General features: G+C 65.5%; 15 protein-coding genes. 11 read left to right on the top strand and 4 right to left on the bottom strand.

Going from position 1 to position 14,026, the window contains the following annotated elements; translation table 11 throughout:
- Positions 1–35: 35 nt before the first annotated feature.
- Both K9F62_14465 and K9F62_14460 read right to left on the bottom strand, forming a co-directional pair.
- The gene (locus tag K9F62_14465) at positions 36–545 is read right to left on the bottom strand and encodes a ferritin (GenBank protein UJX39912.1); all 510 of its coding nucleotides are present in this window, start codon (positions 543–545) and stop codon (positions 36–38) included.
- Between the two features lie 3 nt (positions 546–548).
- Complete coding sequence (locus K9F62_14460) at positions 549–926, bottom strand: desulfoferrodoxin (GenBank protein ID UJX39911.1); 378 nt, start codon at positions 924–926, stop codon at positions 549–551.
- A gap of 216 nt (positions 927–1,142) precedes the next feature.
- Between K9F62_14460 and K9F62_14455 the strand changes: the two genes are divergently transcribed.
- The 7 genes from K9F62_14455 to K9F62_14425 all read left to right on the top strand — a co-directional run bounded on the left by K9F62_14455 (position 1,143) and on the right by K9F62_14425 (position 7,847).
- A complete protein-coding gene (locus K9F62_14455) occupies positions 1,143–1,757 on the top strand; it encodes a hypothetical protein (protein ID UJX39910.1) in 615 nt (204 codons plus the stop codon).
- 14 nt (positions 1,758–1,771) lie between these two features.
- A complete protein-coding gene (locus tag K9F62_14450; GenBank protein UJX39909.1) occupies positions 1,772–2,431 on the top strand; it encodes a hypothetical protein in 660 nt (219 codons plus the stop codon).
- 203 nt (positions 2,432–2,634) lie between these two features.
- On the top strand, positions 2,635–3,423 hold the full coding sequence (locus tag K9F62_14445) for a response regulator (protein ID UJX39908.1): 789 nt from the start codon (positions 2,635–2,637) through the stop codon (positions 3,421–3,423).
- Positions 3,402–5,750, top strand: coding sequence for a penicillin-binding protein 1C (pbpC, locus tag K9F62_14440; protein UJX39907.1), 2,349 nt, complete (start codon positions 3,402–3,404; stop codon positions 5,748–5,750). Before K9F62_14445 ends, pbpC begins: the two co-directional genes overlap by 22 nt.
- 20 nt (positions 5,751–5,770) lie before the next feature.
- Positions 5,771–6,064, top strand: a complete 294-nt coding sequence (locus K9F62_14435) for an MTH1187 family thiamine-binding protein (protein ID UJX39906.1) — start codon at positions 5,771–5,773, stop codon at positions 6,062–6,064.
- Positions 6,065–6,217: 153 nt separating this feature from the next.
- Complete coding sequence (locus K9F62_14430) at positions 6,218–6,949, top strand: hypothetical protein (protein ID UJX39905.1); 732 nt, start codon at positions 6,218–6,220, stop codon at positions 6,947–6,949.
- Positions 6,950–7,091: 142 nt separating this feature from the next.
- Complete coding sequence (locus K9F62_14425) at positions 7,092–7,847, top strand: N-acetylmuramoyl-L-alanine amidase (protein ID UJX39904.1); 756 nt, start codon at positions 7,092–7,094, stop codon at positions 7,845–7,847.
- A gap of 192 nt (positions 7,848–8,039) precedes the next feature.
- On the opposite strand, the gene K9F62_14420 is transcribed toward K9F62_14425, so the two are convergent.
- Entirely contained in the window at positions 8,040–9,020 is a 981-nt protein-coding gene (locus K9F62_14420; GenBank protein UJX39903.1) for a chemotaxis protein, read from the bottom strand.
- Between the two features lie 208 nt (positions 9,021–9,228).
- Between K9F62_14420 and K9F62_14415 the strand changes: the two genes are divergently transcribed.
- Entirely contained in the window at positions 9,229–10,020 is a 792-nt protein-coding gene (locus K9F62_14415) for a transporter substrate-binding domain-containing protein (protein UJX39902.1), read from the top strand.
- A gap of 42 nt (positions 10,021–10,062) precedes the next feature.
- On the opposite strand, the gene K9F62_14410 is transcribed toward K9F62_14415, so the two are convergent.
- Complete coding sequence (locus tag K9F62_14410; GenBank protein UJX43212.1) at positions 10,063–10,512, bottom strand: metal-dependent hydrolase; 450 nt, start codon at positions 10,510–10,512, stop codon at positions 10,063–10,065.
- Between the two features lie 111 nt (positions 10,513–10,623).
- On the opposite strand from K9F62_14410, the gene K9F62_14405 reads away from it, so the two are divergent.
- The 3 genes from K9F62_14405 to K9F62_14395 all read left to right on the top strand — a co-directional run bounded on the left by K9F62_14405 (position 10,624) and on the right by K9F62_14395 (position 13,996).
- On the top strand, positions 10,624–10,986 hold the full coding sequence (locus tag K9F62_14405; GenBank protein UJX39901.1) for an NrdH-redoxin: 363 nt from the start codon (positions 10,624–10,626) through the stop codon (positions 10,984–10,986).
- 27 nt (positions 10,987–11,013) lie between these two features.
- A complete protein-coding gene (locus K9F62_14400) occupies positions 11,014–12,201 on the top strand; it encodes a pyridoxal phosphate-dependent aminotransferase (GenBank protein UJX39900.1) in 1,188 nt (395 codons plus the stop codon).
- 130 nt (positions 12,202–12,331) lie between these two features.
- Positions 12,332–13,996: a class I SAM-dependent methyltransferase gene (locus K9F62_14395; GenBank protein ID UJX39899.1), complete on the top strand. Its 1,665-nt coding sequence runs from the start codon at positions 12,332–12,334 to the stop codon at positions 13,994–13,996.
- The last annotated feature ends 30 nt before the right edge of the window (positions 13,997–14,026 follow it).

Below are 14,026 nucleotides of genomic sequence, written 5' to 3'. Positions count from 1 at the left end.
CGGGCGGCCTCGGTGATACGGTTAAAGGCCGGAAACTAGACCGTGGTCGGCGGCGTAAACACCCGCGTGGCCAGGTCCTTGTCCAGCATGAAAGCCCCGCCCGGGGTCTGCTCCACGAGCTTGAGCTTGGCGATGACGTCGGACACGTTGGCCTCTTCCTCAACCTGCTCGTCGATGAACCACTTGAGGAAGGACGCCGTGCCGTGGTCCTTTTCTTCCAGGGCCAGGTCCATGAGCTTGTAGATGCGGGCGGTCACGCCCTCCTCATGGGCCAGGGCGTCCTGAAACACGGCCAGGGCCGAATCCCAGTCATGGGGCGGCGCGTCGATGGCCTGCAAAATGACCCGGCCGCCGCGTTCCACAATGTAATTGTAGAACTTTTCGGCGTGGAACTTTTCCTCCTGATCCTGGACATGCATCCAGTTGGCGAACCCCATCAGTCCCTTGTCCTCGAAATAGGTGGCCATGGAGACGTAGAGGTAGGCGGAATACAGTTCCCAATGGACCTGATCGTTCAGGGCCTTTTCCATGGTCTTGGAAAGCATGGACTAGTCCTTTTTCCACAAGCCGTGGAGGTTGCAGTATTCCCGGGCGGACACCTTGGCCGCCTCGATGCAGAACAGGGCCTCGGGCTTGTCGCCGGGTTTGAGGAACTGGCGATAGGCCTTGCCGTCGGCCAAAAGCTCGATCCACTCGATGTAGTGCTTCTCCTCCATGGGGTGGGCCACGGCGCCGACCTTGACCAGATAGCCCTTGTCGGTCTTCTCGATGACCGGGACGTGCTTTTCCTTGGCCGCGTCCACGGTGTTCTCGCTCATGAGCTTCATGGGCTGGCCGCAGCACACAAGCTCGCCGGCGCCGCCATGCAGGACCTCGACAATATTACCGCACACTTCGCACTTGTAGACTTCCAGTTGTTCAGCCATGACTTATACTCCTTTAAAAGCCCCGTTTTCGGGAACCGGGGTCGCGGGCGGGGCGGGGCGTCCCCGACGCGGGATGAGCAACACCTTGTTTTTTCATAAAACACTTCTTGGCCGGGTGCGCAACCCCCAAAGGGCGACGGAAAGGACGGACATAAAGATTTGGCCGGACCGGCCGATGATGCTCACAGAAGGTCCAATCGGGCCGGGGGAGCGAACATGGACGGGATGCGAAACATACTTGTGTGCGGCGTGGCGGTCGTGTTTCTGGCCGCTGCCGTGCCGCAGTCGCCGGAGACGGCCGAGGCCGGCATGCCGGCACCCCTGCCGACGCAGATCCCCATCCGGGACATAGGTTCTCCCCCGACGCCCAACACGCCGCCCGTGCCCTTTGCGCCAAAGCCCTACCGCGTGCGGCGACACCGCGTCACCCGGCACAAAAAACGCGCGCCCAGGCGTCCGCCGACACGAACGCCCGCGCCCGCGCCACGACAGACGCCGGCCAATCCGGGCATGCCCAGGCTCGAACAGCGCTACGAAGCGCCGACCGAGTCCCTGTACCTGCCGCCCCCCGTGGCGCCGGCCAAGGCTCCGGCCCAGCCGACGGCCCCCCCCCCGACGAAGACCTCGGGGGCAGCCCCCGGCAGCGACCAACCGCCCGCCACGGCACAATTCCCGCCGGAACCCGCGCCGGCCCCGGCACCGCCCTCGGGCGCTACGGCGACGCCGACCCCAGCACCGCAACCCGCGCCCATGCCGGCCCCCGGCCCGGCAACGCCCGCGACACCCAACCAGGCTCCAACGCCGGCACCGGCGCCGGCACCGGCCAAATAGCCAAGGAGGCCGCCATGACGATCCGACTTTTGCGCCGCCTTTCCCTCGTCCTCATGCTGCCGCTTTTCGCGCCGCTGCTCATGGGGGCGCTTTGCGACCGGACCCCGCCCCCGCAGCCCCAGTACCCGGACGTGGCCATGGCCCTGGCCGCCGACCTCGACCGCCAACTCGTGCCGCGCCTTGGCATGTATACCCGCGACAACAGCCGGGGGCTCTACTGGGTGGTCATCACCACCCCGGCCGACCTCGGCGACCTGGAGCGGGCCTCGCCCCTGTCGCGGCTCATCGGCCAGGAGCTTTCCACGGCCTTCGTGGCGCTTGGCTACAACGTCCAGGAGATCCGCAAGACCAGCGACATCATTTTCAGCCGCCGCCAGGGCGAGTTCTCGCTGACCCGCGACGTGCGGGCCCTGGCCACGTCCCGGGCCACCGCCACCCTGGTCGTGGCCGGCACCTACGTCGTCACGCCCGGCGGGGTGCGCTTCGCCATCGAGGTGGTCGACGCCCGCAACAACAACATCGTGGCCGCGGCCAACCGCACCCTGCCCATGGACGCCACGGTGGGAGCGCTGGCCGGCGGCGGCGCGAACTATGGCGCGCCCACGGTTTCCACCACCGACCGGGCCAGCTTCGAGCGGGACATGCTGCCCTACTCCATGAGCCGGCACTGGTAGCGCCCGCGCCTCAAAAGAACCACTTTATTTACGCCCCCTTTCATCGATAAAAGTTTTTCGGAGGGGAGAGCGCGAGAGGGGGACCCTTTTTCCAAAAAGGGTCCCCCTCTCGCATCTCCATCCGCTTCCTCCCCTCCCCGCCGGCTTGCCAGCGGCGGGGCCATCCCCTATGATTCTCCACAATTCGGGAAAAGGATGGGAACATGATGGAAAACCGCCATGTCCTGGTCGTGGAGGACAGCCGCGTCCAGGCCAAGATCATAAGCCAACACATTGCCGTAGCCACGCCCTTTCCCACCATCGTGGCCCACACCCTGGCCGAGGCCGAGGAGGTCATGACCGGCCGCCGCGACGCCATCTTCGTGGCCATCCTGGACCGCAACCTGCCCGACGACCCGGACGGACGCATCGTCCCCCTGGCCACCTCGCTCGGCATCCCCTCCGTGGTCATGACGGCCTCGTTTTCCGAGGAAGTCCGCCAGCTGCTGCTCGAACAGCACGTGGTGGACTACTTCATCAAGAACTACTCCGAGATGGTCGCCATGGAGCGGCTGATCGAACGACTCTACAAAAACCAGTTCGTACGCGCCCTGGTGGTCGACGATTCCAAGCTTTTCCGCCATCGCCTGAAGGAACTGCTCGGCAACCTCAACATCGAGACCCTGGAAGCCGAGGACGGCAGGCAGGCCTTGGAAGTGTTGGCCGCCAACCAGGACGTGACCCTGGTCATCACCGACTACAACATGCCAAACCTCGACGGCTTCGGACTGATCGAGGAAATCCGCCAGACCCAGGCCAAGGACAAGCTGGCCATCATCGGCGTTTCGGCCGAGGACGGCAGCCACACGGTCAAGTTCCTCAAGGTCGGGGCCAACGACTTCCTCATCAAACCGATACAGGTCGAAGAGTTCTCCTGCCGGGTCAACCAGCAGCTCGACATGCTGGAGATCCTGGTCAAGTATCGGGAACTGTGCGACAAACAGGTCAAATAACGCGACCAGCCAGATCGCGCCGCCGGACGTTCGTCCTGGCGCTTACGGCCGGGCTGGTTCTTGCGGCCGGACTGGCTTTTTTTTGGGCCACCGCCTCCCCGCCCTTTCCCCTGGCCGCCTTGTCGCCGCCGGGCGCAACCGTGGTCGCGGCCCGAAACGGCACGCCGTTGCGTCTTTTTCTGGCCCCGGACGACGCCTGGCGCTTCCCGGTGCGCCTGTCCGCCGTGTCCCCCATCCTGCCGCGTCTGGTCATCACCGCCGAGGACAAACGTTTCTACGCCCATCCCGGGGTCGATCCCCTGGCCCTTTTTCGCGCCGCCGCCGCCAACCTGCGCGCCGGACGCGTGGTCTCCGGCGGCTCCACACTGACCATGCAGCTGGCCCGGCTGGCCGATCCCAAGCCGCGCACCCTGGCCTCCAAGATCAAAGAGGCACTGGCCGCCCTGGCCCTGGAGCGCAGGCTCTCCAAGGAGGCCATCCTCGAACGGTATCTCAATATGGCCCCTTACGGCGGCAACATCGTGGGCGTCGGCGCGGCCAGCATGTTCTACTGCGGCAAGACGCCGGACCGGCTGTCCCTGGCCGAGGCGGCGCTTTTGACCGTCCTGCCGCGCGCGCCCCTGGCCTTGGACCCCACGAAACATCCGGAAAAGGCCAAGGCGGCCCGGGACAGGCTCCTTGCGGCCATGGCCCGCCGGGGCGTGATCACGGAAGCGGCCGCCGCGCAAGCGCGGCGCGTCCCGGTGCCGCAGCGCCTTTACCGGCCGCCCTTTTTCGCGCCGCAGTTTTGCGACATGGCCCGGGAGGCGGCCGGAGCGGTCCCGCGCGTGGACACCACCCTCGATCCCGAAACCCAGAAGGCGGCTACGGACATCCTGCGCGGTCGCAAGGCCTGGCTGGCCGGCCAGGGCATCGGGGCCGTGGCCGCGGTGGTGCTCGATCCGGCCAGCCACGACGTCCTGGCCATGGTCGGGTCCACGGACTTTTTCGGCGACACCCGCTTCGGCCAGATCAACGGCGCAACCATCCGCCGCTCCCCCGGCTCGGCGCTCAAGCCCTTCCTCTATGCCTACGCCATGGACCAGGGGCTCGTTTTTCCCCAAAGCCAGCTTCTCGACATTCCGACCGCCTTCGGCAACTACAGCCCCAAAAACTACGACGGGCATTACCGGGGCCGGGTCACCACCGAACAGGCCCTGGTCGCCTCGCTCAACGTCCCGGCCGTACGGCTGCTCAACAGCATCGGCACATCGCCCTTCCTCGAACTGCTGCGGCGCGGCGGCCTGACCACCCTGGACCAGCCGGCGGCCCATTACGGCTTGTCGCTCATTCTCGGCGGCGGTGAGGTGACGCTGCTCGATTTGGCCAACCTTTACGCCGACCTGGCAAGCGGCGGCGAGCACCGGCCGCCCCGGCTGCTGCGTGATGCGCCGCCCGTGCCCGCGATCCGGCTTTTTTCGCCCGAAGCCTGCGCCCTGGTGACCGAGATGCTGACCAAGCTGGAGCGGCCGGACCTGCCCACCTCCTGGGAGCGGGCCCTGGCCGTGCCGGCCGTGGCCTGGAAGACCGGCACCTCCTACGGCCACCGTGACGCCTGGGCCGTGGGCTACAGCGCCGGCCGGGTCATCGGCGTCTGGGTCGGCAACATGGACGGCACGCCGGTTTCGGGCATCTCCGGCGCGGTCTACGCCGGGCCGATCCTCTTCGAGCTCTTCCGGGCCCTGGAGCCCCACGGGTCGCGTCTGGCCGCGCCGCCGGGCCTCAATATCCGCGAAATCGAGGTCTGCGCCGAAAGCCGCCAGTTGCCGGGGCCGGACTGCCCCAGGCGCGTGACAGCCAAAATCATCCCCGGCGTGACCAAACTCGGCCCCTGCCCCGTCCACCGCCGCCTGCTCGTGGATGCCGCCTCGGGGTTGGCCCTTTCCGGGGACTGTCTGGCCACCCATGCGGCCAAATCCGTGATGGTGGCCACCTATCCGGCCGAGCTGGTGTCCTGGTGGCGCGGGGTCGGCATTCCCTTTGTTCCCCCGCCCGGCCCGGAACCGGGCTGCGGCGCGCCGCACGGGGAAGGGCCGCGCATCGTTTCGCCAAGTCCCGGCACGCCCTACGTCTTCCGGCGCGACGCCCCGGCCGCCTTCCAGCGCATCGCGCTTGCCGCCGACGCCCCGGCCGGGAGCCGACGGCTGTCCTGGTACGTGGACGGGGAACTCGCCGCCCAGGGCGCGCCCGGAGCCACCCTTTTCTGGCAACCAAGCCTCGGCAGCCATCGGCTCGTGGCCGTGGACGACCAGGGCCGGGCCGATGCCGTCACCGTGCACATCGAATAACCTTTCGGGAGGTACCCCACATGAGCGCTATTCTGGATTTCTCGATTTTTCCGCTGGACAAGGGTGTCAGCTTATCCGCCTACGTGGCCAGGGCACTGCGTATCGTCAAGGAAAGCGGCCTGCCCTACGTGTTCTCGCCCATGTCGACGAGCGTCGAGGGGGAATGGGACGAGGTGCTGGCCCTGGTGACCCGCTGCAAGGAGGAACTGGCCAAGGACTGCGACCGCATCAACGTGTCCATGCGGGTCGACTGGCGCAACGGCCCTTCCGGGCGGCTTTCGGCCAAGATCAAATCCGTGGAGCAAAAGCTGTAGTCCGGCCCGAATCGGCCGCAACCGTTGCCAAGCAACGTACCCGGAGTTACAAAAACAAAGGCGTAGGCATCCCGCCGGCGCTTTGCCCAAGTCCGCCCCAGGCCGGCCGTCGGGTCGGCATACCCGCACACCGCAACATCCGAGGAGTCGATCATGCTCAATCAGCTGGCGCAAATGGACATGAGCATATACTTCCAGTCTGTCGTCTTCCTGATTTTTATCGCCATCCTGCTGCGACTGCATTGGAAAATCGGCTCATTCATGCACGTCGCCTCGGCCATCGTGAAATACGTGGTGCTTATCTGCATCTTCCTCTATATTTTTCTCAACTGGGCCAGTGACGTCAACCCGAGCCTGCGCAACAGTAGCTTGGTCATCATGACGCTCATCAATATCTATCTGCTGTGGCATGTTATTGTTTCCTCTGTGGAACTTCCCTACCGCCGGGCTCTTAGAAGCTGCGTGGACGGCGTCTGCACCGTGACCGACCTCGAACAGTCGTTCAGCAGCGGAAAGCGCTACTACAAGGTCCGTTACTTGTGGGCCTCTCTTGGCAGCGGTGTCGCGCCCTGGCGTTTTCTGCGCGGCATCGCGGCCGAACGCACCCGTGACGACCTGCATCGCGTGTTCGTCGGCCTCGATCCCAAAGGCTCCATCTTCGGCTCGAGCCTCTTCAACCATTTCCTGCTCCAGCAGCTCGCCGCCGACAAATCCATGGACACCACCAAGCGGGCCGAACGCCGCCGCACCATCGAATCTCTTGGCAGCGATCCCTGGCTGTCGGAAAAAACCGGGGAATTTTTGAACCACCTGCTCGCCACGCCGGAAGGCCTGCTGGAAAAAGGCCTCAAGGACACGTTGCAGGACGCCGGCAAGATCGCCTGACGCCACGCGACCCGGGGTGCGAGAGAGACTCCCTTCCCAAAGGGTCCCCCTCTCGCACCCGCCCCTTCCCCACTTTTTTATTGAACGGGCCGCCAGAGCGGAAGCGACAAACCAGCCCAATCGGAACAACGGGAGGGCGAACATGGGCGCACGCGCAACAAGAGCCCTTTTCCTGGCATCGCTCGTCCTGGCCGGCCTGTGCCTCTCCCCGGCGTTGGCCCCGGCCAGGTGCCTGCCCGGTAATCTGTCCATCGCCGTGGACGCCGGACACGGGCCGAAAATCTCCGGCGCGACCAGCGCCACGGGCCAGCCGGAATACGCCTTCAACCTGCGCCTAGCCAAACAGGTCGTCGCCGCCCTCAAAGCGGCCGGCTTCAGCCGCGCCTTCCTGCTCGATCCCAAGGGCGCAGACCTGCCTCCGGCGGCCAGGGCCTCCCGAGCCAATGCGGCGGGCGCCGGACTCCTGCTCTCCATCCACCACGATTCGGCGCAGCCCCAATTCTTCGAGACCTGGACCGTGGACGGCAAAACCCGCCGCTACTGCGACCTTTATCACGGCTATTCGGTGTTCTATTCGGGGAGAAACCCCAAGGCGGCGGCCAGCCTGGACCTGGCCAAACGCATCGGCGGCCGGATGACCGCGGCGGGCTTTCCCTTCACCCGCCACCACGCGGCGGACATCCCGGGCGAACGCCGGCCGCTCGTCGACGACAAGGTCGGCGTCTACCGCTACGACGGGCTGGCGGTGCTGGCCAGGGCGCGCATGCCGGCCGTGCTGCTGGAAGCGGGAGTCATCGTCAACCGGGAAGAGGAAAAGGAACTCGCCGGCGGCAAGCGACAGGAAAAAACCGCCCAGGCCATCGCCCAGGCCGTCACGAACTGGTGCGCCGCGCCATAGGCGCTTGAAAAGAGACCGGGGGGAAACTTTTCTGAAGAAAAGTTTCCCCCCGGACCCCCTTTCCAAAGACTTTTAACGATAACAAACCGTTATCAATATCAGCCCATAAAAGTTAGAAAGTTTAGGAAAGGGAGAGCGCGAGAGGGGAGAACCCTTTGCAAAAGGGTTTCCCCTCTCGCACTTCTTCGCCTTCTAAATGACCGCCGCCAGGCGTTCCCAGGCCAGGGCCCGGGCGCGCTCGGCGAGTTGGAGCATTTCGGGTTTGGAGATCTGGTCGTCCGCGCCCACGGCCTCGCCCTTGTGGCGCAGGCTGTCGGTGATAAGCGACGAAAAGAGGATGACGGGCAGTTGCTTGAGCACCGGGTCCTCTTTGACCTTGCGGGTGAGGCTGTGGCCGTCCATGGCCGGCATTTCGATATCCGAGACCAGGATGTGCACGAAATCGGTGATGGGCCTGTTTTCCTTGGCCGCGGCCTCTTTCCACTCGGTCAGCTGCTCCCAGGCGATGCGGCCGTTGATCGTGCGCGTCACCTCGAAGCCGGCCTTTTCCAGCGACGTCCCGATCATACGACGGATGGTGGTGGAATCATCGGCGATAAGGACCTTGAAGACCATGTCCTTGTCGGGCAGTTCCTTGTGGCGCTCGACGAAGACCTCCTGGTCGAGTTCCTTGAGCGCCAGGTTGGGATTGAGCTCGGCCACGATCTTTTCCATGTCCAGGATGAAGACCACCCGCTCTTCAAGTTGCACCACACCCGTGACGGAGTTGCCGGAATAGGTCTGCACCTGGATGCTCGGCGGCTCGATCCGTTCCCAGCTGAGGCGATGGATACGGGTGACGCCGGAAACGCGAAAGGCGCTGACCACCCGGTTGAATTCCGTCACCACCACCTTGTCGGAATCCGTTTCCGATCGTTCCTTGCCGAGCCAGGACGCGAGATCGACCAACGGCACCACTTTGTTGCGCAGGTTAAAGGTGCCAAGAACGCAGGGATGCGGCGTCTGGGGCAGCTCCGTGACCTTTGGCAGCCGAATGATCTCCAGCACCTTGGCCACGTTGACCCCGTAATACCCGGTATAAACCTTGCCGGAAGGCGTAGGTTCCTCCAGATAGAACTCCACGATTTCAAGTTCGTTCGTACCGGATTCAAGAAGGATGTTCGTATTGCTCATGGCGCTGGGGCTCCGGGAAGGCTGTGCTGGCAGTGGGGACCTTCTGGAAAGGATATTGGAAAAATCAAGCCGTTGTCGAGACAAAAAGCAAGAGCCGACGAGCATGGAACGACGGATTGACACGCCCCACGCTTCCTGGCAGCCTTGCTAATGGGGAACAAGGTCTGGAAAGGCACGTTGTATTCCTTGAGCCGCGCGGGAATGTGTCATGAGAAAATGTCTTTTACATGCCGTTTTGGCTTCTCTTGCCACGGCGATCTGCCTGGCCGCCCCGACCCGGGGAGCGGCCGAAGACCCGGTCACGCTTTTCGTTTTTGACAGGCCGCCCTTTTACCATCTGGAAAACGGCCAGCCCGACGGCGGGTTCCTCCTCATCCTGGCCCAAACCGTTTTTCAGCGGGCCGGCGTGCCCTACGACGTCCGGGAAATGCCGCCCGGCCGCATCCTGGCCACCTTCGAGACCGAAGACGCCAAGGCCTGCGCCGTGGGTTGGCTGCGAACCCCCGCGCGCCAGCGCTTTGCCCGCTTCAGCAATCCCATCTACGTCAACAAGCCCCTGGGCGTCGCCGCGCGTGCGCCGCTCGCGCCGGAAAACGCCCGACCCCAGCCCCTCGGCAGGCTTTTGGAAAACCATTGGACCTGGGGGCTGCGCCTGGGCTTTTCCTATGGCCCGGCCATGGACGCGGCCTTCGCCGCCGCGCCGGCCGGCACGGTCACGCGCTTTTCCGATCCGGCCATCATGCTGCGCCTTCTGGCCAAGGGCCGGTTGGACGCCATGCTGATCGAGCCCGAGGAACTGTCCTGGCTGCTTGGGCAGGAGCCGCAACTGGCGGCCGCTATCCGCTTCGTGCCCCTGACCGACGCCAAGCCCCGGGCCCGGTACATCATGTGCGACGACGCCGTTTCCCCGGGCGTCATGAAGCACCTCGATGCGGCCATCGACGAGCTGGTCGGCCCTGTCGCCGACAAAATCCGGCGGATCGGGACCATGCGCCATTAGGCGCGAGAGGGAAAAGACGCGAAGCGCGCCGCGGGGAAGCGGCTAGGCGATGCGGTCGAGCAGCAGGTGGGAAAAATAGCCGAGCACGGTGGCGATGTAATACGGGAGAAACGGCCGCCAGGGCATGCCCAAAAGCAGCATGGGCCCAAGCAGGACAACGCAGGGGACAAGGAGCGCCGCCCACCAGGTATGGGTCCAGCCCCGATGGGAACCGATGGCCGGCAGCAGGCCGCAAAACCCAAGCACCGCGGCATAGCGGTATTGGTGCCGGACAATGAGCACGGCATCGGCCAGAAGCGCCGCGCCGTAAAAAAAACGCCGTCCGGTGGAGTCGGTGTCCACGTCGGGGAAAAGCCCCCCCAGGATGGCGAAAAAGCCCAGGCTGGCCATGGTTTCGTAGCCGGGGCGGTACACGCCGAGCCACCAGGCCCCGGCCACCGCCGCGCCGGCCACAGCCGCCGCACCGGCCATATGCGTCTTGTATCCCGGCATGGACAGGCTGGTAGCATCGCCCACGCCCCCTGGCAAGGCGCGACGCGTCTTGACGCCGCACCCCGCCGCCGCTACCACCAAACATCCGCAACACCCAACCCCGGAATCCCAATGTCTGTGAAAAAAACCATCCACGCCCTGTCCGCTTTTTTCGCCATCCTGCTTTTCACCGAAGCCCTCGCCTTTGCCGCCGGCCCGAAAGTGGAGATCTTCATGACGAGCTGGTGCCCCTACTGCGCCAAGGCCGAGGCCTTCTTCAAAGCCAAGGGCGTGCCTTTTGCCGCATCGGACATCGAAAAAGACAGCGCCGCCCGCATGCGCTTCCAGAAATACGGCCAGCGCGGCGTGCCGCTCGTGGTCATCGGCGATATCGTCATCCCCGGCTATTCCGTGGCCGAATATGAAAAGGCGCTGGCCGTGGCCAAGGCCGCACCGTCCGCCTCGTCCCAGCCCAAAATGGTCTACGGCAAATAAAGCGTCCGCGCCGTCAAGGAGTTTCCCGTGCCAAGCGCCCCCCTGCACGCCTTCAGCCAGCGCGCGAAGGCCATCAAGATTTCGGCCACCAAGCTCATGCCCATGATTGCCGCCGGCGTTGGCGACTGCGTTTCCCTGGGCCAGGGCGTGCCCTCGTTCGCCACCCCGGCCCATGTGGTCGAAGCGGTCTGCCGGGCCCTGCGCGACTCGCCGGCGGCGGGCAAGTATTCGCTGCAACCCGGCATGCCCGAACTGCGCTGGGCCGTGGCCGACAAACTCGCGACCGAAAAAGGCCTGCAAGCCAATCCCGAGACCGAAATCGCCATCACCGTCGGTGGCATGGAAGCGCTTTTGTGCGCCATCCTGTGCCTGTGCCAGAGCGGCGATGAAGTCATCGTGCCCGAGCCCTTCTATCCTTCCCATGTGGAGCAGGTGTGTCTGGCCGAGGCCACGCCCGTGCTCGTGTCCCTGCGCCGGGGGGACTGGAGCCTCGACCCCGACGCCATCGCCGCCGCCGTGACCCCGCGCACCAAGGCCATCATCATCAATTCGCCCCACAACCCGACCGGCTCGGTCTTTGCCGAAAAAGACCTGCTGGCCGTGGCCGAGATCGCCCTGCGCCACGACCTCTACGTCATCTGCGACGACACGTATGATGCGCTGTCCTATGACGCGCCGGCCTTTTCCCTGGCCATGGTAAAGGACCTGCAACCGCGCCTCGTGTCCGTGGGCAGTTTTTCCAAGCGCTACGCCCTGACCGGCTGGCGGGTGGGTTTCGCCTTCGCCCCGGAACCGATCATGGCGCAAATGCTCAAAGTGCACGACTGCGCGGCCATCTGCGCCCCCACCCCGGCCCAGATCGCCGCCCTGGCCTCCCTGACCGGCCCCCAGGGCATCTTCGAAGGCTTTGTGTCCGCCCTGGCCGCCCGACGTACGCGCATACAAAAGCACCTCGACGCCATGGCCCCGACCGTGCGCTACAACGCGCCGGCTGGCGCGTTCTACGTCATGGCCCGCTACGACCTGCCCGCCGAGCCCATGAACGTGGCCACGCGGCTGATCCGCGAGGCCAACGTCATCACCATCCCCGGCGACAGCTTCGGCCCCGGCGGCGAAAGCAGCCTGCGCCTGTCGTTCGGCGGCGACGAAGCCGATATCGACGCCGGCTGCGAACGCCTGGCCGCCTGGTTCGAAGCGGAGCGGAAAAAAGGATAGCTTGGTGGGGGAGGGAGGCCCCTTTTTGGAAAAAGGGGCCTCCCTCCCCCACACCCCCACCCTCCCCGAAAAACTTTTAAGGGGTGATAACTGGTTGGGAAGTGGGATATTTCTCGCCGATAAAGACACTATGACGGAACAGGGACCGGAAGTAACGCTCGGAGAGGGGACCATCGGCTATAGCGACGGCGCGGAAGGCTATCTGTTGCGTTTTTTCAGCGAACATACCGTCGACGAGTACGAGCTTTTCCCCAAGGACGCCCCCTGGGCCATCCACTACCACCTGACCCCGCGCCGCAAGACGCTGCTGTCCTGGATCGACTTCGGCCCGGGCGGACGCATCCTGGAACTCGGAGCCGGTTGCGGCGCGCTCACCGCCCACCTCGTCACCCTGCCCCATGCGGTCACGGCCGTGGAAGGTTCCCCCGAACGGGCGGCCGTCATCAAGGCCCGCTGCCGGGATGCCCACAATCTGGAAATCGTGGCCGCCAACGCCGTCGGACTGCCCTATGACCACCAGTACGACGTGGTGACCCTTGTCGGCGTGCTGGAATACGCCGCGGCCTTCGTCGACGATCCGAAGCCCCATGGAAGGCTCCTCGCCGAAGCCCGGCGCTATCTGAAGGACGATGGCTGCCTGATCCTGGCCATCGAAAACCGCATGGGCCATAAGTACCTGGCCGGACTGCCCGAAGACCACACCGGCCGACCCTACGCCGGCATAAACGGCTACCCCGGCCGTGGCGCGGCGCGCACCTTCGACCGCCCGGCCCTAGCCGCCCTGCTCGCCCGGGCCGGCTTTCCCGCCGCACAGTGGTATTACCCCTCACCCGACTACAAGACCCCGGACGCCGTGGTGTCCGAACGCGCCCTGGGCATGGACGGGATCGACGTCCTGCCCCTGCTCGAGCTGCCGACCCGGGACTATGAAGGCCGGCATTGGCCGGCGTTTAGCGAACGCCAGTTCTTGCGCTCGGCCCTGGGTGCCGGCACGGCCGGGCATTTCATGAATTCCTTTCTGGTGTTGGCCGCCGCCGCGGACGATGCGCCGCTGCTCGCCGCCAATCGCGATACCCTGGCCGTGGCCGTCAATGCCGACTCCTGTCCGCCGCGCTTCCAGACCATGACCCGGTTCGTGGCGACCGGCGACGGCGTGGACGTGCTGCGGCGAAATCTCCACGACCAGCCGCCGGCCACCTTCGCCTCGGGCAGCCAGCACATAAAAGCCCGCGAGCCCTACCGGCTCGGCTACGTCAGCTTCCTTGAGGCCACGCTTTGCGCCGTGGAGAGCGGCGACATGGCCCGCGCGGCCAAGAGCCTCGTGACCTGGATGGAGCACATCGCCTCCCGGGCCAGACCGGCCGGGCCGGGAAGCGCCTCCGGCTTTGCCGCCTTTTGCCGCGACCATCTGGGCCGGCCCGTCTATCCGGACCGGGAAGCCGAGGGCTGGCTGCCCGGAAGCCTGCTCGACGCCCATCCGGGAAACGTGCTCTTGCATCCCGAAACGGGCGACATCCGCTACATCGACCTGGAATGGCGGCTTGCCTGCGACATCCCCCTGCAACTGCTGATCGACCGGGGCGTAAACCTCGTCGGGCAGAAAATCGACGCGCTGGCCCCGTACCTGGACCTGCCCCCGGGAGCCTCCTTGCCGCCGGGCCTCGAGGCGAGGCTGTCCCGCCATCCCCTGTGCCGCCGGACCGACGCGGACGCCCTGGAGGCCGTCACCCAGTGGCTTTTCGCCGCCGTCACCCACGGCGACCTGGACTACCGCCAGCCGGGCCCGGCCCTGTAAGCCCTCTTCCCCCGCGCCGGCCAATGGCGT

The sequence above is a fragment of the Desulfovibrio sp. JY genome (genome assembly GCA_021730285.1).
In the GTDB taxonomy this organism is placed as follows: domain Bacteria; phylum Desulfobacterota; class Desulfovibrionia; order Desulfovibrionales; family Desulfovibrionaceae; genus Solidesulfovibrio.
Note: the sequence above shows the minus strand (reverse complement) of the source record. Positions and strands in the feature narration are given on the sequence as shown.

Bases quoted from the DNA above. Each gene is read 5' to 3' on its own strand.
- K9F62_14445 (UJX39908.1), top strand. From the start codon at position 2,635: ATGATGGAAAACCGCCATGTCCTGGTCGTGGAGGACAGCCGCGTCCAG.
- K9F62_14405 (UJX39901.1), top strand. From the start codon at position 10,624: ATGTCTGTGAAAAAAACCATCCACGCCCTGTCCGCTTTTTTCGCCATC.
- K9F62_14395 (UJX39899.1), top strand. From the start codon at position 12,332: ATGACGGAACAGGGACCGGAAGTAACGCTCGGAGAGGGGACCATCGGC.
- K9F62_14430 (UJX39905.1), top strand. From the start codon at position 6,218: ATGCTCAATCAGCTGGCGCAAATGGACATGAGCATATACTTCCAGTCT.
- K9F62_14420 (UJX39903.1), bottom strand. From the start codon at position 9,020: ATGAGCAATACGAACATCCTTCTTGAATCCGGTACGAACGAACTTGAA.
- K9F62_14415 (UJX39902.1), top strand. From the start codon at position 9,229: ATGAGAAAATGTCTTTTACATGCCGTTTTGGCTTCTCTTGCCACGGCG.
- K9F62_14465 (UJX39912.1), bottom strand. From the start codon at position 545: ATGCTTTCCAAGACCATGGAAAAGGCCCTGAACGATCAGGTCCATTGG.
- K9F62_14425 (UJX39904.1), top strand. From the start codon at position 7,092: ATGGGCGCACGCGCAACAAGAGCCCTTTTCCTGGCATCGCTCGTCCTG.
- K9F62_14450 (UJX39909.1), top strand. From the start codon at position 1,772: ATGACGATCCGACTTTTGCGCCGCCTTTCCCTCGTCCTCATGCTGCCG.
- K9F62_14455 (UJX39910.1), top strand. From the start codon at position 1,143: ATGGACGGGATGCGAAACATACTTGTGTGCGGCGTGGCGGTCGTGTTT.
- K9F62_14460 (UJX39911.1), bottom strand. From the start codon at position 926: ATGGCTGAACAACTGGAAGTCTACAAGTGCGAAGTGTGCGGTAATATT.
- K9F62_14410 (UJX43212.1), bottom strand. From the start codon at position 10,512: ATGCCGGGATACAAGACGCATATGGCCGGTGCGGCGGCTGTGGCCGGC.
- K9F62_14435 (UJX39906.1), top strand. From the start codon at position 5,771: ATGAGCGCTATTCTGGATTTCTCGATTTTTCCGCTGGACAAGGGTGTC.